26 protein-coding genes, 1 tRNA gene and 1 riboswitch are annotated in these 24,707 nt (G+C 68.2%); of the genes, 12 read left to right on the top strand and 15 right to left on the bottom strand.

The window, feature by feature from the left end:
• Positions 1 to 24 precede the first annotated feature (24 nt).
• Positions 25 to 408 (bottom strand): hypothetical protein, encoded by a 384-nt coding sequence (locus ACHAA3_RS10870; RefSeq protein WP_435709030.1) that lies wholly within the window; start codon positions 406 to 408, stop codon positions 25 to 27.
• A gap of 320 nt (positions 409 to 728) precedes the next feature.
• On the opposite strand from ACHAA3_RS10870, the gene ACHAA3_RS10865 reads away from it, so the two are divergent.
• Positions 729 to 1,577, top strand: a complete 849-nt coding sequence (locus ACHAA3_RS10865; protein WP_435709029.1) for an alpha/beta hydrolase family protein — start codon at positions 729 to 731, stop codon at positions 1,575 to 1,577.
• 47 nt (positions 1,578 to 1,624) lie between these two features.
• Positions 1,625 to 2,320, top strand: a complete 696-nt coding sequence (locus tag ACHAA3_RS10860; protein ID WP_435709028.1) for a lysophospholipid acyltransferase family protein — start codon at positions 1,625 to 1,627, stop codon at positions 2,318 to 2,320.
• Between the two features lie 19 nt (positions 2,321 to 2,339).
• On the opposite strand, the gene ACHAA3_RS10855 is transcribed toward ACHAA3_RS10860, so the two are convergent.
• Together ACHAA3_RS10855 and ACHAA3_RS10850 are read right to left on the bottom strand one after the other, a co-directional pair.
• A complete protein-coding gene (locus tag ACHAA3_RS10855; protein ID WP_435709027.1) occupies positions 2,340 to 3,458 on the bottom strand; it encodes a MalY/PatB family protein in 1,119 nt (372 codons plus the stop codon).
• Positions 3,459 to 3,598: 140 nt separating this feature from the next.
• Positions 3,599 to 4,456, bottom strand: a complete 858-nt coding sequence (locus ACHAA3_RS10850; RefSeq protein WP_435709026.1) for an aldo/keto reductase — start codon at positions 4,454 to 4,456, stop codon at positions 3,599 to 3,601.
• A 78-nt stretch (positions 4,457 to 4,534) separates the two neighbouring features.
• On the opposite strand from ACHAA3_RS10850, the gene ACHAA3_RS10845 reads away from it, so the two are divergent.
• Positions 4,535 to 4,702, top strand: a complete 168-nt coding sequence (locus tag ACHAA3_RS10845) for a hypothetical protein (protein WP_435709025.1) — start codon at positions 4,535 to 4,537, stop codon at positions 4,700 to 4,702.
• Between the two features lie 17 nt (positions 4,703 to 4,719).
• Here the strand turns inward: ACHAA3_RS10845 and ACHAA3_RS10840 are convergent, their stop codons facing one another.
• From ACHAA3_RS10840 to ACHAA3_RS10820, 5 genes are all read right to left on the bottom strand, one after another.
• Positions 4,720 to 5,469 carry a dienelactone hydrolase family protein gene (locus ACHAA3_RS10840; protein ID WP_435709024.1) on the bottom strand — a complete coding sequence of 250 codons (750 nt, stop codon included), beginning with the start codon at positions 5,467 to 5,469 and terminating at the stop codon, positions 4,720 to 4,722.
• Positions 5,470 to 5,494: 25 nt separating this feature from the next.
• Positions 5,495 to 6,076 (bottom strand): flavin reductase family protein, encoded by a 582-nt coding sequence (locus tag ACHAA3_RS10835; protein ID WP_435709023.1) that lies wholly within the window; start codon positions 6,074 to 6,076, stop codon positions 5,495 to 5,497.
• A gap of 12 nt (positions 6,077 to 6,088) precedes the next feature.
• Positions 6,089 to 6,670: a hypothetical protein gene (locus ACHAA3_RS10830; RefSeq protein ID WP_435709022.1), complete on the bottom strand. Its 582-nt coding sequence runs from the start codon at positions 6,668 to 6,670 to the stop codon at positions 6,089 to 6,091.
• A gap of 9 nt (positions 6,671 to 6,679) precedes the next feature.
• Positions 6,680 to 7,873, bottom strand: coding sequence for an AI-2E family transporter (locus tag ACHAA3_RS10825; RefSeq protein ID WP_435709021.1), 1,194 nt, complete (start codon positions 7,871 to 7,873; stop codon positions 6,680 to 6,682).
• Positions 7,874 to 8,013: 140 nt separating this feature from the next.
• On the bottom strand, positions 8,014 to 8,604 hold the full coding sequence (locus ACHAA3_RS10820) for a dihydrofolate reductase family protein (RefSeq protein ID WP_435709020.1): 591 nt from the start codon (positions 8,602 to 8,604) through the stop codon (positions 8,014 to 8,016).
• A 76-nt stretch (positions 8,605 to 8,680) separates the two neighbouring features.
• Between ACHAA3_RS10820 and ACHAA3_RS10815 the strand changes: the two genes are divergently transcribed.
• Positions 8,681 to 9,250: a TetR/AcrR family transcriptional regulator gene (locus tag ACHAA3_RS10815; RefSeq protein WP_435709019.1), complete on the top strand. Its 570-nt coding sequence runs from the start codon at positions 8,681 to 8,683 to the stop codon at positions 9,248 to 9,250.
• 57 nt (positions 9,251 to 9,307) lie between these two features.
• On the opposite strand, the gene ACHAA3_RS10810 is transcribed toward ACHAA3_RS10815, so the two are convergent.
• Positions 9,308 to 9,931, bottom strand: coding sequence for a ribonuclease H family protein (locus ACHAA3_RS10810; protein WP_435709018.1), 624 nt, complete (start codon positions 9,929 to 9,931; stop codon positions 9,308 to 9,310).
• A gap of 46 nt (positions 9,932 to 9,977) precedes the next feature.
• On the opposite strand from ACHAA3_RS10810, the gene ACHAA3_RS10805 reads away from it, so the two are divergent.
• The 3 genes from ACHAA3_RS10805 to ACHAA3_RS10795 are packed head-to-tail and all read left to right on the top strand — an operon-like array spanning position 9,978 to position 12,262.
• Complete coding sequence (locus tag ACHAA3_RS10805) at positions 9,978 to 10,955, top strand: aldo/keto reductase (protein WP_435709017.1); 978 nt, start codon at positions 9,978 to 9,980, stop codon at positions 10,953 to 10,955.
• Positions 10,955 to 11,671 carry a spermidine synthase gene (locus tag ACHAA3_RS10800; RefSeq protein ID WP_435709016.1) on the top strand — a complete coding sequence of 239 codons (717 nt, stop codon included), beginning with the start codon at positions 10,955 to 10,957 and terminating at the stop codon, positions 11,669 to 11,671. Before ACHAA3_RS10805 ends, ACHAA3_RS10800 begins: the two co-directional genes overlap by 1 nt.
• Before the next feature lie 54 nt (positions 11,672 to 11,725).
• Positions 11,726 to 12,262 (top strand): type 1 glutamine amidotransferase domain-containing protein, encoded by a 537-nt coding sequence (locus ACHAA3_RS10795; protein ID WP_435709015.1) that lies wholly within the window; start codon positions 11,726 to 11,728, stop codon positions 12,260 to 12,262.
• 26 nt (positions 12,263 to 12,288) lie between these two features.
• Here ACHAA3_RS10795 and ACHAA3_RS10790 read toward each other — a convergent pair whose 3' ends face one another.
• The gene (locus ACHAA3_RS10790) at positions 12,289 to 13,050 is read right to left on the bottom strand and encodes an SDR family NAD(P)-dependent oxidoreductase (protein ID WP_435709014.1); all 762 of its coding nucleotides are present in this window, start codon (positions 13,048 to 13,050) and stop codon (positions 12,289 to 12,291) included.
• A gap of 155 nt (positions 13,051 to 13,205) precedes the next feature.
• Here ACHAA3_RS10790 and ACHAA3_RS10785 point away from each other — a divergent pair, with 155 nt between their 5' ends.
• Positions 13,206 to 15,656, top strand: a complete 2,451-nt coding sequence (locus ACHAA3_RS10785; RefSeq protein ID WP_435709013.1) for an ABC transporter — start codon at positions 13,206 to 13,208, stop codon at positions 15,654 to 15,656.
• Between the two features lie 22 nt (positions 15,657 to 15,678).
• Here the strand turns inward: ACHAA3_RS10785 and ACHAA3_RS10780 are convergent, their stop codons facing one another.
• A complete protein-coding gene (locus tag ACHAA3_RS10780; RefSeq protein WP_435709012.1) occupies positions 15,679 to 16,521 on the bottom strand; it encodes a hypothetical protein in 843 nt (280 codons plus the stop codon).
• Positions 16,522 to 16,921: 400 nt separating this feature from the next.
• On the opposite strand from ACHAA3_RS10780, the gene ACHAA3_RS10775 reads away from it, so the two are divergent.
• From ACHAA3_RS10775 to fdhA, 4 genes are all read left to right on the top strand, one after another.
• Complete coding sequence (locus ACHAA3_RS10775; protein ID WP_435709011.1) at positions 16,922 to 18,070, top strand: acyl-CoA dehydrogenase family protein; 1,149 nt, start codon at positions 16,922 to 16,924, stop codon at positions 18,068 to 18,070.
• On the top strand, positions 18,070 to 18,825 hold the full coding sequence (locus tag ACHAA3_RS10770) for an SDR family NAD(P)-dependent oxidoreductase (RefSeq protein ID WP_435709010.1): 756 nt from the start codon (positions 18,070 to 18,072) through the stop codon (positions 18,823 to 18,825). The genes ACHAA3_RS10775 and ACHAA3_RS10770 overlap by 1 nt, the downstream gene beginning before the upstream one ends.
• Before the next feature lie 70 nt (positions 18,826 to 18,895).
• A riboswitch (SAM riboswitch) is annotated at positions 18,896 to 19,009 on the top strand.
• Between the two features lie 28 nt (positions 19,010 to 19,037).
• On the top strand, positions 19,038 to 19,268 hold the full coding sequence (locus ACHAA3_RS10765; protein ID WP_435709009.1) for a hypothetical protein: 231 nt from the start codon (positions 19,038 to 19,040) through the stop codon (positions 19,266 to 19,268).
• A gap of 327 nt (positions 19,269 to 19,595) precedes the next feature.
• Positions 19,596 to 20,816 carry a formaldehyde dehydrogenase, glutathione-independent gene (fdhA, locus tag ACHAA3_RS10760; protein WP_435709008.1) on the top strand — a complete coding sequence of 407 codons (1,221 nt, stop codon included), beginning with the start codon at positions 19,596 to 19,598 and terminating at the stop codon, positions 20,814 to 20,816.
• Positions 20,817 to 21,068: 252 nt separating this feature from the next.
• On the opposite strand, the gene ACHAA3_RS10755 is transcribed toward fdhA, so the two are convergent.
• From ACHAA3_RS10755 to ACHAA3_RS10740, 4 genes are all read right to left on the bottom strand, one after another.
• Positions 21,069 to 21,446, bottom strand: coding sequence for a helix-turn-helix domain-containing protein (locus ACHAA3_RS10755; RefSeq protein WP_435709199.1), 378 nt, complete (start codon positions 21,444 to 21,446; stop codon positions 21,069 to 21,071).
• A 223-nt stretch (positions 21,447 to 21,669) separates the two neighbouring features.
• Positions 21,670 to 21,756 (bottom strand) — tRNA-Ser (locus tag ACHAA3_RS10750).
• A 48-nt stretch (positions 21,757 to 21,804) separates the two neighbouring features.
• Complete coding sequence (locus ACHAA3_RS10745; RefSeq protein WP_435709007.1) at positions 21,805 to 23,142, bottom strand: DUF2254 domain-containing protein; 1,338 nt, start codon at positions 23,140 to 23,142, stop codon at positions 21,805 to 21,807.
• 33 nt (positions 23,143 to 23,175) lie between these two features.
• Complete coding sequence (locus tag ACHAA3_RS10740; RefSeq protein ID WP_435709006.1) at positions 23,176 to 24,681, bottom strand: alanine/glycine:cation symporter family protein; 1,506 nt, start codon at positions 24,679 to 24,681, stop codon at positions 23,176 to 23,178.
• Positions 24,682 to 24,707 lie beyond the last annotated feature (26 nt).

The following is a 24,707-nucleotide window of genomic DNA, read 5'->3' as shown; positions in this document are numbered from 1 at the left end:
CAGCATGCGAACGTCTCGCGCGAGTCACAGCCCCTCGTACAAAGGACAACCCACGCCTTCGGCGAGATCGGTGATAGCCGCCTGCATCGTCTCGTCGTCGACCGAGATCTGCTCGGATCTGTCGTCGTTGTACACATCGAGAGCAACGACGATCGCACCGCAGGCCCACACGGTACGACTCGACCCGATGCCGGCTCGGCCCTCGCCAAGCTTGACCGACGCCCCCTCCTGAACCTGCGTCTGGAGACGCTCCACCTCTGACGAGCCGACGATGTCGACACGGACACGAACCCGGCTCCCCCCGCCGTCCGCGAAGCACACACGCGGCTCGACATAGCCCGTTTCCTCCAGGCTCTCGGGCAGATCAGGGACGAACCGATCGGCGGTGAACCGGTCGGTGTCGAGCATCGCAGCGACCTCGTCGGTCGTCATCGAGCAGGCAGTGCTGTCCTCGTAGGTCGCCGTGCGTGAACAGCCGACCAAGCCCGCACCAAGGGCCAGCAGAACGCCTGCGGCAAGCACAGAACGACTGGGACGCATCACTGGCGATCGTACAGTTTGAGGAAGTTGTTCGGCTCCTTGTCACCCTCATCGCCTCCAGCCACCACTGCTCACCCCGATCGGTCCTCGTTGACGGTCGGAGGCGGCATAGCGCGACCGCCTTTCACCGTCATGCGTTCGAGCAGGTTCCGATGGCGACAATCCCCCTGGTGCGCTTGTCTGGGGACGTGGAACACTCATCCCCGCACCTCGGCCGACGTACACTTCTCGCCCTCGTCGGCGCCGCTGTCCTCGCGGCCTGCTCACCCGGCGGACCGTCGCGACCCGAAGGTGCCCAGATGATCTCCTACGGCGACGACGACGCCCAGTTTCTCGAGCTGACCCGACCCACAGAGGGCGCGAGCAAGGGCGTGGTCGTGGTGATCCACGGCGGCTTCTGGCAGTCGCAGTACGACCTGTCGCTCGGTCGCCCGCTCGCCGCATCCCTGGCCGAGCGCGGCTGGACCGCAGCCAACCTGGAGTACCGAAGCCTCGGCAATGGCGGAGGATGGCCCGCGACGTTCGACGACATCGCTGCCGGCATCGACGCACTGGCCGATGTCGAGGGACTCGACACCTCCACCGTGATCACGCTCGGCCATTCGGCGGGCGGTCAGCTCGCGGTGTGGGCGGCCGGACGAGAAGAGGTCGCCAACCCCGACTGGAACCGACCGCGGGTGCCGGTGACGGCCGCCGTCGCGCAGGCCGGCGTCCTGGACTTCGGTCTCGCGATCGAGCAGAACCTCGGCGGCGGCGCAGTCGAGGCCTTCATGGGGGCGTCCCTCGCCGAGGAGCCCGCGCGGTATGACGACGGCGATCCGATTCGGTCGGTGCCGCTCCAGGTGCCGGTCCGATGCGTCCACGGAGGCGACGACAGCACGGTGCCGCCCGCCCAGTCGGCGTCCTACGTCGATGCAGCCACCGCTGCTGGGGCCGATGCGACCACCACCGTGGTCGACGGCGACCACTTCACCGTGATCGACACAGGGTCGAAGGCCTGGGCGACCACGCTGCAGATCCTTGACGACCTGCGATGAGCGCGGTGTTGTCATGAGTGCGGTGTTCTCATGAGCGCGGTGTCCTCATGAGCTACCTGTTCCTGATCACCCTGTTCCGCCTGTTCAACCTGTACGGCGGGCACCGGGTCGTGCGCCACGGCGCGGGTCGGTTGCCCGTCACCGGCGGCGCCGTGATCGCGATCAACCACACCAGCTATGTCGACTTCAGCTACATCGGCCTCGAGGCGTACCGCACCGATCGCCGCTACCTGCGGATCCTGGCGAAGTCCGAGCTGGCCGAGAATCCGATCCTGCGCGTGCTGATGAAGGGGTGTGGCGTGATCCTCGTGGATCGGTCAGCCGGTCGCGAGGCGTATCTCGCGGCTGTCGATCAGCTGCGCGCCGGTGAGGTCGTGGCGGTGTACCCCGAGGCCACGATCAGCCTGAGCCTGGAGATCAAGGAGCTCAAGACCGGAGCGGCACGCATGGCGCTGGAGGCTCAGCGGCCGATCATCCCGGCCATCGTGTGGGGCTCTCAACGCATTGCTCCCAAAGGGGCACCCCGACATCTCGGGCGGTCGAGGGTGAAGATCCTGGTGTCCACCGGCGCACCGATCGCGCCCACGGGCACCGTCGAGGAGCTCACGGCGCAGCTCGCCACGGCGATGGAGGTTTTGCTGCGCGAGGTGCAGGGCGCCTACGGACCTCACCCAGCGGACGAACCGTGGGTGCCCGCGCGGCTCGGCGGATCGGCCCCGACTCCGGCCGAGGCTGACGGCTGACCCGTGGCGCGGGGCCCGGTCATTCCAGTCGGGCCAGTCTCTGCAGGGCCTCGTCGAGGACCTCGTTGCTCGTGGCGTAGTTGAGCCGTGCATGGCCCTGACCACCGGCTCCGAAGGGGCGGCCCGGGTTCACCATCAGCCCGGCCCGATCGAGCAGTGCAGCGGCCGGGTCGTCGCCGAGGTCAGCGAACTCGAGCCAGGCCAGGTAGGTGCCGGGGTGCTGGATCCACGAGATGCCGTCCAGGCTGGCGATCCCATCAGCCAGCTGTCGACGGTTCTCGGCCAGGTCGATGCGGAGATCCCGCAACCAGTCGCGGCCGTCGGTCAGCGCGGCGGTGTGGGCGATCATTCCCAGGTGGCCCGGTCCGTGACTGACCATCTCGTGCAGGTTCTCGAGGGGCGCGTCGGGACCGGCGATCAGCAGACCCGCCTTGAAGCCGGCCAGGTTGAAACCCTTGGCGGCCGAGGTCGCGACCATGGCGTCATCGCTGCCGCTGACGCTGAGATACGGCACGAATCCGTCCGCGACCAGCGGCGCGTGGATCTCGTCGACGACCACAGTGACCCCGTGCTGGTTCGCCAGGGCGGCCACGGCGGTCAGCTCCTCGCGGGTGTGCACCACCGAGGTCGGGTTGTGGGGACTGCAGAGCAGGTGCACGATCCCGCGGTCCCGTGGGGCGACGCGGTAGGCGTGCTCGATCGAGTCCAGGTCGAGCCGACCATCGGAGCCGAGGGGCGCATCGAACGTGCGACGCCCCGCGTGCTCGGTGGAGCCGAAAAAGGGCGGGTACACCGGCGGATTCACGATGACGGTCCCACCCGGCTGTGTCACCAGGGCGATCGCCTCGACGACACCTGTCATGACATCGGCGACCATCGCGACGCGTCCCGTGTCGACCTGCCACCCCCACTCATCAGCGGCGAAGGAGGCGAAGGCGTTCGCGTAGGCGTCCGGAGACGACGGATACCCGGTGTTGCCCGACCTCAGCGCGGATTCGACCGCCTCGACAACCGCAGGGATCGGGTGCGCATCCATCTCCGCGACCCACAACGGCAGGATGTCAGGACCGACGCCGGCCCACTTCACGCTCGTCCGCTCCCGCAACCGGTCGACGTCGATGTCGCGCAGCGGCCTCATGTCCTCGTCCTTTCGTCGCTCGCACCCGTCCGTGGATGGTGCGGGTTACCAGGTTACGTAGGGTTGCCATCACTCACGTAGGGAAATTTGCCCGGTGAAGTGATGGAGAACCTACGGAACCTGGTAAACCATCACCTGCCTCAGACCGCGTCGGCGAGTGCTTGCTGCTCGTCCTCGGACAGGGTGATGTCGGCGGCGCCGATGTTGTCCTCGACGTGCGCGACGCTGGAGGTGCCGGGGATGGGGAGCATGACCGGCGACCGGTGCAGCAGCCACGCGAGGGCCAGCTGCGACGGGGTGGCGTCGTGCTGCTTGGCCAGCTCGGTGAGCGCACCACCGTCCTTGGACAGCTCGCCGGTGGCCAGCGGGAACCACGGGATGAACCCGATGCCCTCGGCCGTGCAGTGGTCCAGCAGCGGCTCGGCGTCACGCTTGGTCAGGTTGAACATGTTCTGCACCGACACGATCTCGGCGGTCTTCTGCGCTTCCTTGAGCTGGTCGACGTCGACCTCGGAGAGCCCGATGTGGCGAACCTTGCCAGCGTCCTGCAGCTCCTTGAGCGCGCCGACCTGGTCGGCGACCGGCACCTCCGGATCGATCCGGTGCAGCTGGATCAGGTCGATGCGGTCGGTCTTGAGCTTGCGCAGGCTCAGCTCGACCTGCTGCTTGAGATAGGCCGGACGACCGACCGGAATCCACTCGCCGGGTCCTGTGCGGGTCAGACCGACCTTGGTCGCGACGACGATGCCCTGATCGTAGGGAGCGAGGGCCTCGGCGATGATCTCCTCGGAGACGTTGGGACCGTAGGAGTCTGCGGTGTCGAAAAAGGTGACGCCGAGGTCTACAGCGCGACGCAGCACCGCGATGGCCTCGTCGCGATCCTTCGGCTCGCCCCAGACGCCCTCGCCGGTGAGCTGCATGGCGCCGTAACCGAGTCGCACGACGGGCATGTCGCCACCGAGGGTGAATGTTCCGGATGCTGATGCTTGTGCAGTCATGTCCTGTTCAAGGCTCGACGGCACCCGACTATTCCGCCGCAGTGGTCCTGCAGGCCGGACCCGTCGTAGCATCGAGACGTGCCCAGCCAGCTGACTCTCGCCGAAGCCGCCGACGTCCTCGGCGTGAAGATCACCGAGATCCAGCGACTCATCACGCTGGGGCGCCTGGAGTTCCAGCAGGTCTGCAGCGGCCGCTGCGAGCTGCTGGTCAGTCGCGACTCCGTGCTCGCGCTGCTGCCTGCCTGACGCAGGCGCCGATCGCCTCAGGCCCCGACCGTGCGGGCGAGCAGCTGCTCGAGCTCGTCGAAGTGCCGCTCGGCGCCGGCCTCCTGGTACATCGACGTGTCGGCCATCGAGAAGCCGTGGGGAGCCTCCGGATAGATCGCCGTCGTTCGGGTGACCCCCGCCGTGTCGAGCGCCGCATCGAGCGCGGCCACTGCCTCGGCCGGGTTCGAGGCATCCTGGTCCGCATGTCCGCCCAGCACCTCGGCCCGCACGGCGTCGACCGCCAGGTGCGGGCTGTCCGACTCGTCGGTCACCAGGCCCGCAGCGTGGAAGAACGCCGCAGCCGCGAAGGTCCCGGGCGCCCAGCTGGCTGCCTGCAGCGCGAGCCGCCCGCCCATGCAGTAGCCACTGACCGCGAGCGGCGCCGTCACACCCGGCTGCGCGATCAGCGCTGCGACGTAGTGCGGCAGGTCGGCGCGGGCACGCGCGGTGGTGTGCGCCTGCATGAAGGGCACAACGACGTCGAAGAAGGCCTCGCGTGCGCCCGGCGCCTTCAGATCCCCCGGCGGCGCCAGCTCGACGGCGGAGCCGGAGCGGTAGAACATGTGCGGCACGAGCACGACGTAGCCCCAGGACGCGATCCGATCTGCCATCTGCTTGATCTGCGGCCGCAGCCCGATGGCGTCGGGAAACATCAGGACGCCCGGATGCGGCTGGTCGTCGGGACGGGAGACGTACGCCTCGCAGGGGCCGTCGTCCATGGGGATGGAGAGCGTCTGGGTCAGCATGCGCGCGAGCCTACGCTCGGCCTCCTCAGGTGGGTCGCGACATCTGGACCGTGGGCGACGGCAGCCCCCACAACTCTCCGCCAAGCCGCGTCACCGGCCGCATGAGGTCATAGCTCGGCTCCCCGTCGACCATGACGGCGTCGTCGACGGTGAACTGCAGCACCCGGCCGATGACCAGCACCGAGTCGCCGATCTCGATGATCTGGTGCACCGTGCACTCCATCGACGCCGGCGCACCAGCCACCCGCAACGGCGCGACGGTGACGCTCGGCTCCATCGCAACGTCGAGCGCCGCTGCTTCATCGACCTCGGGCCCCCACGGCGCGGACGTCGAGTTCACCGCCTCCATCATCGCCTCGGTGGACGTGCTGATGACGAACTCGCCGGTCTCCCGCACGTTGCGGACCGTGTCCTTGGCACCCACCGACGTGAACGTGACCATGGGCGGCTTCGCGCTGGCGACGCCGAAGAACGAGTGGGGCGCGAGATTGCCAACCCCGTCGGAGGACAGCGTGGAGATCCAGGCGATCGGCCGCGGCACCACGATGGAGGTGAGCAGACGGTAGGCGTCGACGTCGGAGTCGTCGGGATCCAGGTGGAGGCGCACCGGCTCAGTGTGTCAGGCCGCAGCGTGGAGAGACGCGGCCTTGGTGCGCCGGTCGATCAGCAGCACGAAGGCGCCCCACCCCGCGGCCAGCAGGGCTGAGGCGATGACGCCGCCGGGGCGGAAGATGTGGTCCTGCCAGAGGATGTAGGCGCCGGCGATGACCGCGACGGCCGGGAGTGCTCCGGCGAGCCATCCCGTGGCGTGCATCGCGACACCTGCGGCCAGCGCACACGTCAGCACGAAGGCGATGCCACCGACCTTCTCGAAGTCGCTCGCGATGGGAAACACGATGCCCAGACCGCCGGCCTCGGCCTCCTTGATCGCACCGCCCACCACTCCTGCGGTGATGTCGAGGGCGGTGTAGAACACCGCGTAGGTGTAGGCCCCGATCCCCACGATCCAGCTGAGCGGGCGATTCACGGAGCGAGCCACCAGCCACGGCCCCAGGGCCAGCAGCGGGAAGACCGGCATCAGCGCGATGTGCAGGACCTTCCAGGTCCCCGCGTCCTCCATGGTGAGCATCGGCGGGTGGGCCAGGGAGAACACCAGCAGGAGCAGCGGCGGAAGAACGACGGCCGCGAGAAGGAAGCGCATGGCTCGACGTTAGTCGGCCGGGGCGACCTGTGCTGTCTCGTCGGTCGAGTCCTCGGTTTCTTCGAGATCGGCTGGGGGCACCTCGCCGGCCCGCTGCATGATCTCCTCGTTGACGTAGCGCAGCACGACTGCCCCGATGGCGGCCGCGGGGACGCTCAGGAATGCGCCGACCACGCCGAACAACGTCGAGCCCAGCACGATCGCGAGCAGCACCACCGAGGCGTGCAGGTTCAGCGTGCGTCCCTGCAGCCAGGGCAGCAGGACGTTGCCCTCGAGCTGCTGCACCGCCAGCACCACGCCCGCGATGATCAGCGCAGCGACCCATCCGTTGGTCACCAGGGTGACGAGGACGGCAAGGATCCCCACGACCACGGCGCCGATGATCGGGGCGAAGGCCGCAAAGAAGGTCAGGACGGCCAGCGGCAGCGCCAGGGGGACGCCGACCACGACCAGACCCAAGCCGATCAGCAGGGCGTCGATCAGGCCCACCAACGCCTGGGTCCGCACGAAGTTGGCGAGCGTGTGCCAGGCCCGCGACCCGACCTCGGCGAGGTGGACGCCCACGGTGGGGCCGCTGAGGCTGCGCACCCACGGCAGGAAGCGGCGGCCGTCCTTGAGCATGAAGAACGACAGGACGAGGGTCAGCACGAAGGTGATCAGCGCCGACGTGATGGCGCTGACCCCGACCAGGACACCCGAAGCGATGGCTGTGGCGCTGGACTCCAACCGATCCTGCGCAGAGTTCACCAGGGCGTCGACCTGCGCCTGGGTGACGTCCAGGTTGCTGTTGCCACTCACCCAGTCCTCGACCTGCGTCAATCCCTCAGAGGCACTGTCCGCGATCTCGGTGACCTCCGAGCTGATCGATGGAGCGATGAACCAGATCACCATCGCCATGATGCCGAGCGCCCCGACGAGCGCGACCAACGACGCGACGGCCGCCGGAAGCCTCCATCGCTTCTCCATCCAGAGGGCCGGCGGGTGCAGCACCGTGGTCAGGATCAGGGCGAGCACGACGGGAAGCACGATGCTCCACGCCTTGCCGATGGCCAGGCCCAGCACGATCAGGCCGACTGCCACGACGAGCACGCGCCAGGTCCATGTCGCGAGCCAGGTGACACCGCTGCCGATGACGGCCTGGCGCGGCGCCGGCGCCTCGGAGGCGGGTGTCGCACTCTTCGGACGCAAATCGTGCTCAGTCATGGCAACTCTCTGGTGATGGGCGCAGTCAGTGTGAGATCCGCCCGGCCGTGGGCCGACAGGTTATCGTCCCACCGCTCGGCTGAAAGGCCCAACTTCTGTAGCCCTACGCAGGTATGACCGGCCCATAAGCCTGCGTACCGCTACGAAAGTTGGGCCATGGGAACGGATCGGTACTCGTTCACGACGACGCCGGACGCGAACGCTCTGCTCGCCTCGAGCGTGAACGCCCCCGCACCGCCCGGCAGGTCGAACAGAGGTCGCCCGCGGCCGAGCAGCACGGGGTTGACCTTGAGCACGAGTCGGTCGATCTCGTTGACGAGTGCCGCGGCGAGCTGTCCGCCACCGCACAGCCAGATGCCGGTCCCGGGCTCGGCCTTCAACTGCTGCACCTCGGCCACCGGGTCGGAGCAGACGACTCGGACCCCGGTGGGAACTGGCTCATCGACGTGGTCACGGGTGAACACCACCTGCTCCAGATGCGGATAGGGGTCGACCACTCCCTGCTCATGTCCTGCCGCGTAGGTGTTCCATCCCATCAACACCGTGCTGAAGCGCTGACCGGTCGCCGTCACTTCCATGGCGCTCAGGGCCGGAGCTGGAAGGGTGTCGACATAGTCACGCACGATCATCTCGATGTGGTCGCCCTCGACGCCGAAGGCGCCGAAGTCGCCGTCCGCCGCAGCGATGCAGCCGTCGAGAGAGACGGCCACGAAGTAAGTGAGTTCTCGCATGCATACCTCCATGTACAACATCTGTCGTGGTTGAGAAAGACTACGACAGATGTCGTGCATGCGCTAGCGTCGCCCCATGGCTCGCAACGACGAACGGCGCGCTCTGCTCGCTGATGCCGGCCTGGCGGTGCTGGCTCGCGACGGCGCCCGCGGCCTGACCCACCGATCGGTCGATCGAGCGGCCGGAACCCCGGTCGGCACCGCCTCGAACTACTTCGGCTCCCGAGACGCACTGATCGCGGCCCTCGTCGCACGGATGGCCCACCGCCTCGCCCCCCGTGAGGGCGTGCACGCCGAGCTGGCCGCGCGCGCCCCCACCAAGGCACTCTTCGCCGACTACATGCGTGACATCGTCCGACGCCTCACCCAGGACCGCGAGGTCGCGCTGGCCCTCCTGGAGCTTCGACTCGAGGCGGCACGTCAACCCGCGATCGCCGAGACCCTGGGCGCCTGGCAGCGCGAGGCGTTCGCCGCGGACGTAGCCTTCAACCGCGCTGCAGGACTGCCCGGCGGGGAGGCCGAGATCGCGCTATTCCACTACGCGATCGACGGCCTGCTGCTCGACCGCCTCACCACCTCGATCGACCCCGGCGCTGACACCGACGCCGTGATCGACACCCTCGTCGACCGACTCCTCCCGGACTGAGTGGCCCAACTTTTGTAGCCCTGCGCAGGTAAAACCGCGCCGGAAGCCTGCGTACCGCTACAAAAGTTGGGGCCCGGTGGCGGCGGCTTGCGCGCGGTGGGCCGCGGCGCCGGCGAGCTGGTCGACGAACTCGTTCATGTCGTGTCCGGCGTGGCCCTTGACCCACTCGAAGGTGACGTCTCCGCGCTCGAGGACCAGGGCGATGAACGGCTCCCAGAGGTCACGGTTGGCGACCGGCTTCTTGGCACTGTTGAGCCAGCCACGCGAGTGCCAGCCACGCCACCACGACTGCGCGAAGCAGTTGACGACGTACTGCGAGTCGCTGACGACGTGCACCGGCCCGGGGTGCGCCTTGACCGCCTCGTAGGCGGCCCGGATCTCCATGCGCTGGTTGGTGGTCGACGGATCGGGGCCCGAGTCGTGGCGCCGGGTGTCGACCGCCCAGGCCCATCCGCCGGGACCGCCGGGATTGACCAGGCAGGATCCGTCGGTGAACACGACTGTGGCCCGATCAGGCGCGGCGCTCCCGGGGCTGGGCGCACCGCTGGGCATTTTGAGTGTGGCTTCCGTGCCGCAACCCTGATGGATCCACCGGCTGGCCTCGCCGCCGCTGACGATCTCCTCGCCGGGCGAGATCGATTGCGAACAGACGCCGCACCGTCCGGAGTACTGAGCACGCATGGCGGTCAGTCTAGGAGTGACTCGACCACGGGTGGATGATCGGTACATGTTGCCCGTCCAGCTTGGAACCTCTGATCTGTTCGTCTCGCCGATCATCCTCGGCTGCATGAGCTACGGCGTGCCCGATCGTGGCCCGCATCCGTGGTCGCTGCCCGAGGACCAGAGCCAGCCCTACCTGCAGCGGGCGCTCGAGGCGGGCATCACCACGTTCGACACCGCCAACGTGTACTCCGACGGCACCAGCGAGGAGATCGTCGGCCGAGCGCTGGCCGCTCTCGCCCGGCGCGACGAGGTGCAGATCGCGACCAAGTGCTTCATGGAGCTGCCGTCCGAGCCGGACGTCAAGGGCTTGAGCCGCTCGGCGATCCACACCGCGATCGACAGCAGCCTGCGACGCCTCGGCACCGATCACGTCGACCTGTTCCAGATCCACCGGTGGGACACCGAGGTGCCGATCGCCGAGACGATGGAGGCACTGCACGACGTCGTGCAGGCCGGCAAGGCTCGTCACATCGGGGCGTCATCGATGTGGGCGTGGCAGTTCGCCAAGGCCCAGGAGGTCGCGCGGAGCAACGGCTGGACCCCGTTCGTCTCGATGCAGGACCAGTACAACCTCGTGCAGCGCGAGGAGGAGCGCGACATGCTCCCGATGTGCCTCGACCAGGGCGTCGGCGTCATCCCGTGGAGCCCGCTGGCCCGCGGCCGACTGACCCGCGACTGGGACGACACCGCCACGGAGCGGAGCTCCAGCGACCTCGTCACGCGCCGGCTCTACCAAGATGCCGAGGCCTCGAACCGGGCCATCGTGGCAGCGGTGTCACGGGTCGCCGAGGACCGCGGCGTCTCGCGAGCCCAGGTGGCACTGGCCTGGGTGCGTCAGCAGCAGGCCGTGACCGCTCCCATCGTGGGCGCCACCAAGCCCCACCACCTCGACGACGCGATCGACTCGGTGTCCCTGGAGCTGACCGCCGACGAGCTCGCCGCGCTCGAGGAGCCCTACACGCCCCGCGAACCCGGCTTCTGATGGCCGCCTTCAGGGAGATCGACTTCCAGCCCACCCCGATGGGCGAGCTGATCCTGCGTGAGCGCTGGGACCCCATCGCGCGTCAGGACCTGCTCGAGATCAAGCTCAACGACGAGTTCCTCATGTCGAGTCTGTTCACGGTTTCCGAGACGGCACTCGGAGCACTCGCCATGACCGATTCACGCTTCGACGAGCTCGACGTGGTGGTCGGCGGGCTCGGGCTCGGCTACACCGCGCTCGCCGTGCTGAAGGATCCGCGCGTGCGCGATCTCGTGGTGATCGACGCACTGCCCGAGGTCATCGACTGGCACGAGCGCCACCTCATCCCGGCCGGGGCCGTCCTCGCCACCGACGACCGGTGCCGCCTGCGCCACGGCGACTTCTTCGCCGGGGTGCGCCCAGACGGTGAGCTCGATGGCGAGCGTCCGGGCCACCTGTGGCATGCGATCGTGCTCGACGTCGACCACACGCCGAGCCACCACCTGCATCCCAGCCACGCCGATCTGTACACCCCGGCCGGACTGGCCCAGATCGTCCGACGCCTGCATCCCGGCGGCGTGTTCGCGCTGTGGTCCGACGACCCGCCCGACCCGGACTTCATGGACACGCTCAGCGCAGCATTCGCCGAGGCCCGGTCGGAGATCATCACGTTCCCCAACCAGCTGACCGGGGGCACGTCGTCCGCCTCGATCTATCTGGCTCGCACCCCCGTTTGAGGTCAGGCGAACCCGGGCACGACACGGCGGAGTCATCCACCCAGGAGGTTTGCCATGAAGATCGCCATCATCACGTCCAACACCGGAGTCGAGAAGGCTGAGCTGGAGGCGCCCACCGCTGCCATCACCGACGCGGGCTGGGAGGTCGAGCACCTGGCGCCCGAGGTCGGCGACGTGCAGACGATGGTCGCCGACGTCGACAAGGACGCGGTTCACCAGGCCACTCGCTCCATCGCGGAGGCCTCCGTGTCCGACTACGACGGACTCGTGATCCCCGGGGGCACCGTCAACGCCGACCACCTGCGCCTCGATGACGACGCGCTGGCCCTCATCACCGCATTCGTCGACGCCGGCAAGCCGATCGCCGCGATCTGCCACGCCCCCTGGGTCCTGGTCGAGGCCGGCGTGCTGCCGGGCAAGACGCTGACCTCGTTCCCGTCGCTGCGCACCGACATCACGAACGCGAAGGGCAGCTGGGTCGACGAAGAGGTCAAGCACTGCCCGGCTAACGACTGGGACCTGATCACGTCGCGCACCCCCGACGACCTGGAGGCGTTCACCTCGACGTTCGTCGAGGTCTTCGGTCGCTGACCGCTAGGCCATGGTGTCGCTGACCGCTAGGCGATGCTGCGGCCACCATCGACCGGAATCGTCTGGCCGGTGACGTAGGAGGCGGCGTCCGAGGCGAGGTAGACCGCCGATGCCGCGAGGCATCGGGGGTCCCCGGGCCCTCCCACCGGCACCCGCGCCATCTGCTCGTCGAGATAGCCCGGCAGGTACTCGTCGGTCATCTCCGAGGCGAAGAAGCCCGGAGCGATGGCGTTGACCCGGATCCCCTTGCGTCCGGTCCACTGCTGCGCCAGGTCTCGGGTCAGGCCGATGATGCCGGCCTTCGATGCCGCGTACGCGGCCTGCGGAAGTCCTGCGGTCGTGATCCCCAGGATCGAGGAGATGTTGATGATGCTCGACCCGGGCTGCATGACACGGGCACACGCCTGGGCCATCCAGTAGCTGCCGTTGAGGTTGATGTCGATCACCCGGCGGAACTCCTCCGGGGTCTCGCGGGTGGCCGGAGCGGCACTGGACACGCCCGCGTTGTTGATCAGCACATCCACGCGTCCGAACGCCTCCATCGCGCTGGCGACCAGGGCGGTGCACGAGTCGGGGTCGCCGACGTCGGTGGTCGTCGCGATGGCCCGACGGCCCCGTTCCTCGACCTGTCGGGCCGTGTCGGCGAGTCGATCGGCACGTCGCGCTCCCAGAGCGATGTCGGCGCCGGCCTCGGCGAGCCCCAGGGCGAACTCCACCCCCAGTCCGCTCGAGGCGCCCGTGACCACGGCCACCTTGCCGTCGAGCCTGAACAGGTCGGTGATGTCCATCATCATCTGCTTTCGTCGAGTTCGGGGTGGGCGGAACCCACACGAGCACCCTGCCACGTCTCGAGGTCCGACCCGTTCGACCAGACGCGAACTGCTACGCAGCAGTAGGCGCAGGCCTTTCGGTCCTCGCGCCAGGACGCCCGTAGATTGGTCGGATGCCCGACCGCTTCGACGTTGATCTGCACGGCACGGCCCTCCCGGAGGGTTCCTCGGGCTGGATCCGGGTGCGCGGCGCCCGCGAGCACAACCTGCGCGAGGTCGACATCGACCTGCCGCGCGACTGCTTCGTGGTGTTCACCGGAGTGTCCGGATCGGGCAAGTCCTCGCTGGCGTTCGGCACGCTGTTCGCGGAGTCGCAGCGCCGCTACTTCGAGTCGGTGGCGCCGTACGCGCGGCGGCTGCTGTCGCAGGTGGGCGCTCCCGAGGTCGACACGATCGACGGGCTCCCCCCGGCGATCGCCCTGCAGCAGGCGCGCGGCACGAGCAGCTCACGCTCCACCCTCGGAACCCTCAGCTCGCTGTCGGACGTGCTGCGACTGCTGTACAGCCGGGCCGGTACCTATCAGGACGGGGCCGGCCACCTGCCCGCGTCGGCGTTCTCGCCCAACACCGCCGATGGCGCCTGCCCGACGTGCGCAGGCAGCGGCGTGGCGCGCAGCACCACCGAGGACCTGATGGTCCCCGATCCATCGTTGTCGATCGACGACGGAGCGATCGGCGTCTGGGCCAATCGCGCCTGGGTGGGACAGAACGCGCGACGGATGATCACCAAGCTCGGCATCGACATCCACGCGCCCTGGCACACGCTCGCCCAGGCCGATCGCGACTGGGTCCTGTTCACCGAGGAGGAGCCGCGCATGCTCCTGATGGGCAACAAGGGCGGCGAGGCCAGCCAGTACCACGGCCACTGGACCTCGGCGCAGAGGTACTTGATGCGCAACCTCGCCCGCACCCCGTCCCCGGCGCAGCGCGAAAAGCTCGAGGCCTACCTCGCAGAAGGCCCGTGCCCGACGTGTCGGGGCAAACGGCTGCGGCCCGAAGCACTCGAGGTGAGGTTCGCCGGCGTCGACATCGCCGACATGTCGGCCCTGCCGTTGTCGCAGGTGTGCGCCCTGCTCGACACCGGTCTGGAGGAGCAGGCCCGCGGCACCGACCACCACCGATCCGGTCGACACGGAGCCGCTGCCTCATCGGCCGCCAGGTCGCTGGTCAAGGACTTCAGCGCTCGCGTGGAGGCCATCATCAGCCTGGGCCTGGGCTATCTGTCGATGGACCGTTCGAGCACCGCCCTGTCCCCCGGTGAGCTGCAGCGAGTGCGACTCGCCGGCCAGGTGCGTGCCGGGCTGTTCGGCGTGCTCTACGTGCTCGACGAACCGTCCGCGGGCCTCCACCCGGCAGACTCCGAGGCGCTGTACGCGGCCCTGCGCGAGCTGGTCGCCACCGGCAACTCCCTGTTCGTGGTCGAGCACGATCTGTCGATCGCCCGCGGCGCCGACTGGGTCGTCGACGTCGGGCCGAGCGCGGGAGTGCTCGGGGGCGAGATCATCCACAGCGGCCCACCCGCCCAGCTGTCCGAGGTCTCCGGGTCACTCACTGCGGACTTCATGTTCGACCGGGTCGAGGCTCGACGTCTCGACGCCCGCGAACCACGGGGCTGGACCGAGTTCGATCACCTGACGCGGCACAACCTGCAGGACGTGAGCGTGAGCCTCCCCCTGGGTGTCATGACGGCGATCACCGGGGTGTCCGGCTCGGGCAAGTCCTCGTTGCTGACCGCACTCGCCGACCGGATCGAGCAGCTGGACGATGCACGGGACCGGTTCGAGCGCATGGTCGCGATCGACCAGCGCCCCATCGGCCGGTCGCCGCGCTCGAACCTCGCCACGTACACCGGACTGTTCGACGCGGTCCGGCGCACGTTCGCTGCCACGGACGAGGCCAAGGCCCGGGGCTGGAGTGCCGGCCGGTTCTCGTTCAACGTCGACGCCGGGCGGTGTCCGACCTGCGAGGGGGAGGGCTTCGTCGCCGTCGAGCTGGTGTTCCTGCCGACCAGCTACTCCTCGTGCCCCACCTGCCGCGGATCGCGCTACAACCCCGAGACGCTCGAGGTGCACTACCGGGGTCGCGATGTCGGCCAGGTGCTGGCGATGACGGTCACCGAGGCTGCTGAGTTCTTCGACGACATCCCCGCAATCCGGCGCGCGCTGGTCACGCTGCTCGACGTCGGCCTCGGCTACCTGACCCTCGGGCAGCCCGCCACCGAGCTGTCCGGCGGCGAGGCCCAGCGCATCAAGCTCGCCACCGAGCTGCAGCGGCCGCACCGCGAGAACACCGTGTTCGTCCTCGACGAGCCCACCGGCGGACTCCACCCGGTCAATGTCCGCGATCTCGTGCGCGTGCTCGGCCGCCTCGTCGAGGCTGGCGACACCGTCGTGGTGGTCGAGCACGACATGCAGGTCATCGCGGCCGCCGACTGGGTCATCGAGCTCGGCCCGGGCGGAGGCGACCAGGGTGGCCAGGTGGTCGCCACCGCTACTCCGGCCGACCTGCTCGACGACGCCGACAGCATCACCGCGCCCTACCTGCGGCGCGCCATCCGGAGCTGAGTTGCGGGGTCGAACTCACCTCTCATCCCTGCGCGAGGCAGGCCTCGACCCTTTGGCTACGGTCGCCGTCGGACTCATCGTCGTCCGACTCCTTGGCGAGAAAGCTCTCCGACAGCGGGTGGAACTCCGGGTCGGCGAACTCCGTCTTCAGCGACTTCTGCTCCGCCGCGCTGAGATCGTCCTCGTCGGGTGCGAGCACTCCCTCGACGACGGCCGTGCACAGGTCGTAAAACCCTCCGGACACGGGCGGGCTCATCGAGAGATCGTACGTGGAGCCTTGGTCGGTGCCACTGAGCGTGAACTGTCGAGCCGAGATCACCACGCGCTTCTCGACCTCGTATCCCGCCCAGGCGACGGCGGTGACCGAGACTTTGCCCGACTCCTCGTCGACGGCCCAATCCCACTTCAGCTTGTACACGAACATGTCAGTTGGCTGGGAGTCAGGCGCGAAGGTGCTGGCATAGCCCGCCGCGACTCGCTCGCCGGTGACGGCGTCGCTCTTCGAGCCAGACAACAGCGACTCGGCCAACGTGGCAGAGCCTGCTTCCCCGATCGCACTGAACCCGGCCGCGACCGCACCCACCACATCCTTGTCCGACGTGAGCGTCCAGGTGCTGGGCTCCTCGAAGGAAACCTCGAGAATCGATGAGAGACTTCCCCCGAGCAGCCGCGCGACGTCGTCGTACTCATCGGACACCTCGCGATCATCCGGGGCATCGAACCCGGGAAAAAAGTCGTCCGGTGTCGGCTTGAGGTCGTCGAGCGTGACCGTCGGCGCTGGATCCTCGTCTGACGTCGTGCCACCACTGCCCCCACACGCACTGCACGTCACGGCGATCGCCATCGCCACGAGTGCTGCTCTCACGCTTCTTCTGATCATCGACGTCCCCCTTGTGACACCGCTGAGCCGACGCCAGCAGACGAACTTGCTGGACTGAACCGGAACGCTGCTAGCGTGTCACAATCCCACAGAGAAGGAGTCTTCCTTCGCATCTGGTCCGCGAATTCAGACGATCGATGACAGCTGTACCCGGTCCAGCTGGAGTAACAAGCGTCTCGCCGCCAGCGTGACCGGCGGTGGTGACCCGATCCCGGAGAGGATCTGGGCCGTGGAGCTGGCCACCTCCTGATCGACTCCAGCGGTCCCCACCTCAGCACTATCGGCCCTCGTCGCGACCTCACGTCGGCGAGGGTTACGGATGCTCGTACCGGACTTAGTACTGCAGAACGATTCTTGGTACCGTGAAGGCTCACCAGGAGGTTCCATGCCCGCCACTCGCTTGATGCCGACCCCCGAGTCCGAGGACCTGATCGCGCTGACCCGCGAGATTCTCGCCAAGGAGCTCGCACCGCGGGTCGACGAGGCCGAGGCCACGGCCACCTTCCCCCGCGAGGTCTTTCGCACCCTGGGGCGCGCCGGCCTGTTGTCGCTGCCCTATCCCGAGGAGTTCGGCGGCGGGGACCAGTCCTACGAGGTGTACCTGCAGGTGCTCGAGGAGATCGGGGCCGTGTGGGCGTCCGTCGGCGTCGGCACCAGCGTGCATGCCCTGAGCTGTTTTGGGCTGTTCACCGCCGGCACCGACGAGCAGAAGCAGCAGTGGTTGCCGCAGATGCTGTCCGGTGACCAGCTGGGCGCCTACTGCCTGTCCGAGGCGCACGCGGGCTCCGACCCGGCCGCCATGCGCACCACGGCCACCCGCGAGGGCGATGAGTACGTCATCAAGGGCGCCAAGGCCTGGACCACCCACGGTGGTGAGGCGGACTTCTACAAGGTGATGGCACGCACCTCCGACGACGGCGCGAAGGGCATCTCCTGCTTCCTCGTGCCGGCGGACTCGCCCGGCCTGACCGCCGACACCCCCGAGCGCAAGATGGGCCTGACCGGCTCGACCACCGCAACCATGCTGTTCGACGACGTCCGCGTCCCGGCGGACCGACTGCTGGGCGCCGAGGGTCAGGGCCTGCAGATCGCGCTCGCCGGACTCGACGCCGGTCGGCTCGGCATCGCGGCCGTCGCAACCGGCGTCGCGCAGGGCGCCCTGGACGCCGCCATCACCTACGCCAAGGAGCGCGAGACGTTCGGCCGCGCGATCATCGACCACCAGGGCCTCGGGTTCCTGCTGGCCGACATGGCCGCAGCCGTCGAGTCGGCCCGCGCCACCTACCTGGCGGCCGCTCGCCTGAAGGACGCGGGCCGCCCCTTCGGTCGACAGGCCTCGATCGCCAAGCTGGTCTGCACCGACAATGCGATGCGCGTGGCCACCGACGCCGTGCAGGTCCTCGGCGGCGCCGGCTACACCAAGGACTTCCCCGTCGAGCGGTACATGCGGGACGTCAAGGTCATGCAGATCTTCGAGGGCACCAACCAGATCCAACGCCTCGTCATCGCCCGCCATCTCAGCAAGGAGAACTGATGCAGATCAACAACACCGCAGCCATCGTCACCGGAGGCGCCTCCGGTCTCGGAGCGGCGACCGCCGCCGCTCTCGCTGCTCAGGGCGCAAGCGTCTTCGCACTCGACCTCCCGGCCGCCATCGAATCGGCTCCCGCCGTCGACGGCGTGACCTACCTGACCGCCGATGTCACCGACGAGGACCAGGTGCGCGCTGCCGTCGCCACCGCCGCCGAGCACGCGCCACTTCGGACCGTCGTCAGCTGCGCGGGGATCGGACCCTCGATGCGCATCCTGGGTCGCAAGGGTGTGCACGACATCGGCCTGTACGCCAAGGTCGTGCAGATCAACCTGGTCGGCACGTTCACCGTGCTCGCACTGGCCTCCGAGGCGATCGCCGCCACCGAGCCGGACGAGAACGGTCAGCGCGGCGTCGTGGTCAACACCGCCTCGATCGCCGCCTACGACGGACAGATCGGGCAGGTCGCCTACGCCTCCTCCAAGGGCGGTGTCGTGGGCATGACCCTGCCGGCCGCCCGAGATCTCGCGCAGCACGGCATCCGTGTGTGCACCGTCGCCCCCGGCATCGTGGACACTCCCATGCTGGCCACGGTCAGCGAGGAGATCCGCGCCGGCCTGGCCGCGGGCGTCCCGTTCCCGCAGCGGCTGTGCTCGCCGCAGGAGTACGCCAAGCTCGTCACGATGATCGTCGATCACGACTACCTCAACGGCGAGACCATCCGCATGGACGGCGCCCTGCGCATGGCGCCGCGCTGACGCGCCACACCCTGCAACCCAACCAGTCTCGGCGCGATTCTGTCGGTGCGACCGCCTAGGGTCCAGATCAGGTCAAGAGAGCCATCCACGACTCCGGACAGTGATGGCCGGCAACCGCGTCGCCCGACACGGTGCCCTCCGGAGAAGACCGGGGCCCCTCGCAGCGAGGGGCCAAGGCGGGCACGCTCGTGCCCTGGACGCAGGGAGTCACCATGATCAACATTCACTGGTACGAATACGGCGAGCACCGCACCGGGGTTCAGCTGACCCGACTGCTCTCGCACGGGCACTTCATCCCGGTGACCCGCGGGTTCACCCGCGCCCACGTCGAGCAGCACTTCCCCGGGTGGACCTGGAACGAACTCCTCGAGGTCTGTCGTGCTGCAGATGTGCTCGCGCCCGACACACCCCGGGCGCGCCAATGCGGTGCCACGACCAGGTGAAGGCGATGCACTTCAACAGTCCTCGGTCGTTCGCCGTGGAGTGGCTCGACGGCTCGGTCACGTCGACCTGACCCCGATGGCTGGGTGCGTTCAGACGTCCTCATCGGACTACCTCAACGGCGAGACCATCCGCATGGACGGCGCGCTGCGCATGGCGCCGCGCTGACCGTCCATGCCTTTCACTGGCTGCAAGCGTGGGTCCACCATCTCGAGCTGGAGCGTACGGTTGAGAGACCAGATGGATCTCGCCTCGAGGGGTGTTCTCCTCACCGGAACAGGCGTCCCTCGACGGGGGACCACCGTGTTGAATTCGGGAGAGGGATCACCATGACCGGCAATCGTGCAGTGGCATACAAGGGACCAGGGACCGTCGAGGTCATCGACATCGACTATCCGACATTCGAGCTCAAGGACGGACCCGGGGTGAACCCGGCCAACATCGGCCGCAAGGTTCCCCATGGCGTCATCCTCAAGACCGTCACGACCAACATCTGCGGATCCGATCAGCACATGGTCCGTGGCCGCACGACCGCCCCCACCGACCTGATCCTGGGCCACGAGATCACCGGCGAGGTCGTCGAGACCGGCCCCGACGTGGAGTTCATCAAGGTCGGCGACATCGTCTCGGTCCCGTTCAACATCGCCTGCGGCCGCTGCCGCAACTGCAAGGAGGGCAAGACGGGCATCTGCCTGAACGTCAACCCCGACCGCCCCGGCTCGGCATACGGATATGTCGACATGGGCGGCTGGGTGGGCGGCCAGGCCGAGTACGTGCTGGTCCCGTACGCGGACTGGAACGTGCTGAAGTTCCCCGACCGCGACCAGGCACTGGACAAGATCCTCGACCTGACGATGCTGTCGGACATCTTCCCGACCGGCTTCCACGGTGCTGTCACCGCCGGTGTCGGCGTGGGCTCGACCGTCTACATCGCCGGAGCAGGACCCGTGGGTCTCGCCGCCGCAGCCTCCGCTCAACTGCTCGGCGCTGCGGTCGTCATCGTCGGCGACCTCAACGACGACCGCCTTGCGCAGGCCCGCAGCTTCGGCTGCGAGACCCTCAACGTCGGCGAGGGCTCGATTCCCGACCAGCTCGAACAGCTGCTCGGCATCCCCGAGGTCGATGCAGCCGTCGACGCCGTCGGCTTCGAGGCCCGCTCCCACGGCGGAGGCGCGGACGCCGCCGAGGCTCCCGCCACGGTGCTCAACTCGCTGATGGACATCACCACCGCCGGTGGCGGCATCGGCATCCCCGGCCTCTACGTCACCGGCGACCCCGGCGCCGCCGATGATGCGGCCAAGGTCGGCGCCCTGTCGCTGTCGTTCGGCACCGGCTGGGCCAAGTCGTTGTCATTCGCCACCGGGCAGTGCCCGGTCATGAAGTACAACCGCCAGCTGATGATGGCGATCCTGCACGACAAGGTGCAGATCGGTGACGCGGTCAACGCCCAGGCCATCAGCCTCGAGGACGCGCCTCGCGGCTACGCCGAGTTCGACTCCGGCGCTGCCACCAAGTACGTCCTCAACCCGCACGGCTACGTCGCGAGCTGACGCCTGCTCGCACCCTGATCAGCAGGACCCCCGGCTCCCCCGATGAGCCGGGGGTCTCGATCAGTCGAGTCCCGCGGCGCTGGCCAGCCGGCCCAAGGACTCAGCGGCGTGTTCGACCGCCATCGCGACTCGGTCGGTTCGACACCGGTCAAGCATCGCGCGAACGCGTTGCTGGTCCTTTCTGGTCAGCTCTGTCTCTCGAAGGTGACGAAGTCGATGCTGTGACGAACGCTCGCGCGATCCGACGCGATCTCAGCTCGTGCGCAGCCTTGCCCACCAGTGCCCGATCGCAACCGACAAGGCCGCCGACGACTCACCCAGATCGTCGGCTGATTCCAGTGCCGTCAGGTCCCACAGCCGACATCGTGCACGCGACCGCTCCGACGGACTCAGCTGAGCGAGTGCCCTTTCATCGCCTGCGGCAACGACCTCCATCACCCAGGCGGACCGCGCAGACAGCGGCCGCCCCGACGCCTTCCTGAACCTGACCACCTCGAGGTCTGCCTCCTCGATCGACCACTGACTCCCAATGCGCTTCGCTGGAAGTGAACCATCCCTGATGCGCTGGTGAACGCGCTGCGGATGCACGCCGAGCAGCCCCGCCGCCTCCGCCACACTGACTCGGCCCATGGCGATCACCGGTTGTTCTTGCATGGCGACGCGCCTCCACGTGACGAAGCACGCGTCGAGCCTGCGGACGCCGTCAAATCCAGCGTCGTCATTCGAAGGCCGGGATCCCATCACCCGGATCCCATCACAGAGCGCCAGCCGAGCGAGCACAGACCTGTTCGAGCCAAAAGCAAGAACCCCCGGTCTAACCGTCATTCCAGTTAAGACCAGGGGTTCTCATCTGCGGTGGCGGTGGGATTTGAACCCACGGAAGGGATGAACCTTCACACGATTTCGAATCGTGCTCCTTAGGCCGCTCGGACACGCCACCGCGTGGAACCTTACCGGACACCTTGCGGACACCCTGAACCCGGTGAGATCAGTGCTGGCGGCCGGTCTGGTCCCAGCGACCCGCGAGAGCCTCGTCGACGCGATCGGCGTCGAGATCGAGTGTGGCGCGGTCCATGGTGTCGAGGTCCGCGTCGGCCACCAGGCGGCGCAGACGCGCTAGCTGGCCGGCCACCGGCCCGGCGGTGCCCGATCCGTCGGTCCACGCCACCTCGCGCAGCAGCGCGAACAGACGCGACATCACCACCTGGTCACCACATCCGTAGTGAGCGGGCTGCTCCACCGCCACCGCGAGGAGGTCGTCGAGGACGGGTTCTGACAGCACCACTCGAATCGCAGCGTCGCCGTCGCGCAACAGGCGCGGCCCGAGCGGCACCTGGCTCAGCTCGCACAGCAGCGCCGAGGAGTGGCCCAGCGCGTGCACCGCCGTCGTCGGGTCGTTGATGCCCGGAGACAGCGCCTTGACCGCCACGTCGGTGAGCTGGCGCAGCCCCAACCCGACGTCGGAGGTGCCCGTGCGCTCGAAGCCGGTGGTCAACCGTGCGCACACCTGCGCGATCAGATCCGCGCACTCGTCATCGCTCCAGCGCCCACCGTCAGCGCGCCACACCCAGCCGATGGGGGTGCCGGCGACCACCGAGTCGCCGGGGTCCCGCTCGATGAACACGACAGCGCCGTGGTCGCGGGCGACCGACACGAGATCTTGTTCATCGACGTCGACGAGGAACCCCGAGCTGCTCGCCTTCACCAGGACCGCACCCTCGGGCACCATCGCGTGGGCGTCGGCCGGGGTGATCCGGTCGTCGTCGGTCCTGCGGGAAGCCAGCTGCGACGCGTCCTGGTGCACGCCGAGCAGCATCGACTCGACCCGGATCGTGCGTGTCAGGTGCGCCAGGAAGAACACCAGCGCCAACACGCTGGCCAGTGCCAGCACGAACGCGACGGAGACCGATATGCCAGGCACGAACGGCGAGTCGCCACCCGTGTCGGTGCGCACCGAGCGCAGGACGATCAACGCGTAGGTGAATGTCCCCAGGAACAATCCCAACGTCCCCTGCACCACGAGATCGCGGGTGAAGGTGCGCAGCAGACGCGGAGAGAACTGGCTGCTCGCCAGCTGCAACGTGACCACCGTCAACGAGAACGTCAACGAGGTCACCGTGATCATCGAGCTGGCGACGGCATCGAGCACCGTGCGGGCCGCATCGGCACCACCGCCGAAGATCAGGTCCGACTCGGCACCGCCGATCCGGCGATCGAGCTCGGGCAGCGCCAGACCGAGGACCAACGCCGCCAGAACCCCCAGGGTGGGGATCGGCCACAGGTTCGTGCGGAACGCGTCCCACAGCCGGCTCCAGGTGAGGTTCATCAGGTCACCCTAGAGCCGCCCGCGGGAAGTCCCTCACTCCTGCTTGTGACCCGCCTTGACCACCAGGTTCCCCGCCTGCCGGTCCACCCAGTACTCCTTGAGCTCCTTGCGGACCACCGGGAACAGCAGATACAGGCCCGAGATGTTGATCAAGGCGCAGAGGAACAGCATCGAGTCGGCCAGGTTGATGACGTCGGCCAGCGCCACGACGGTGCCAAAGACCGTGAAGGACAAGAAGATGACCTGGAACAGCCGCTCGCTGAACGGGGTGCGCCCGAACAGCGACGTCCACGCCTTCTGCGTGTAGTACGACCAGGTGATCAGCGTGGAGAACGCGAACAGTGCGACCGCGATGGCAAGGACGTACGGGAACCACGACACCGCGCTCTCGAACGCGTCCGAGGTCAGCACCACGCCGTCGGGGCTGGGCGTCTCGCCCGAAGCCACGGCCTCGCGGGCGTCCAGCCACGACTGCGGCTGGGCGATGACGATGGTCAGGGCGGTCATGGTGCAGACCACGACGGTGTCGATGAACGGCTCGAGCATGGCCACGAAGCCCTCGGTGACCGGGCGGCGGGTCTTGACCGCGGAGTGCGCGATGGGCGCCGAGCCGACGCCGGCCTCGTTGGAGAACGCTGCGCGCTGGAACCCGATGATCAGCACGCCGACCACGCCGCCGGTGACTCCCTCGGGCGAGAACGCACCACCGATGATGTCGCCGAACGCGCCGCCGATCGAACCGAAGTTGCTGAGGATCACGTAGAGACAGGCCGCGATGTAGATGAAGGCCATGGTGGGCACGAGGCTCGCGGTGACACGGCCGATGGACTTCATGCCACCGATGATGACCAGGCCGACGAGCAGGGCCAAGATGATGCCGAACGCGAGCGCGGCGCCGTCGCTGCCGAGCCAGCCGTCCTCACCGCCGGTGACGTTCTTGGCCTGGGCGTAGGTCTGGTTGGCCTGGAACATGTTGCCGCCGACCGCACCGAAGAAGAAGATCGAGACCGCGAAGATGCCGGTCAGCACGGTGGCCACCTTGGTGCCGAAGCGGGCGAACGCGATCGGCAGGTACCGGAACGGTCCGCCGCTGACGGTCCCGTCCTCGTGCTCCACGCGGTACTTCACACCCAAGGTGCACTCGACGAACTTGGTGCACATGCCCAGAAGACCCGCGACGATCATCCAGAACGTGGCTCCGGCGCCGCCGAGCGAGACCGCGACGGCCACACCGGCGATGTTGCCCAGCCCGACCGTGCCGGACACCGCCGAGGTCAGGGCCTGGAAGTGCGAGACCTCACCGGGATCGTCGTCACTGCCGTACCGGCCGCGCACCAGCGCGATGGCATGGCCGATCCCCCATCCCTGGATGCCCTTGAAGGCAACGGTGAAGAACGCTGCGGCCAGCACCAACCAGCCCACGATCAGCGGGAAGGTGACGCCGCCGATCGTGACGCTGTAGAAGATGACACCGGATACGGCATCGGTGACCGGGGCGAAGAAGCTGTCGATGGCCGACGCCAATCCAGATGTGTCCATCGACACACCCCACAGTAATCAGGGGC

It is taken from the genome of Aeromicrobium sp. CF3.5, from assembly GCF_051262695.1.
Classification (GTDB): domain Bacteria; phylum Actinomycetota; class Actinomycetes; order Propionibacteriales; family Nocardioidaceae; genus Aeromicrobium.
The sequence above is the reverse complement of the archived record's forward strand: the minus strand, read 5'-3'. Positions and strand labels throughout refer to the sequence as shown.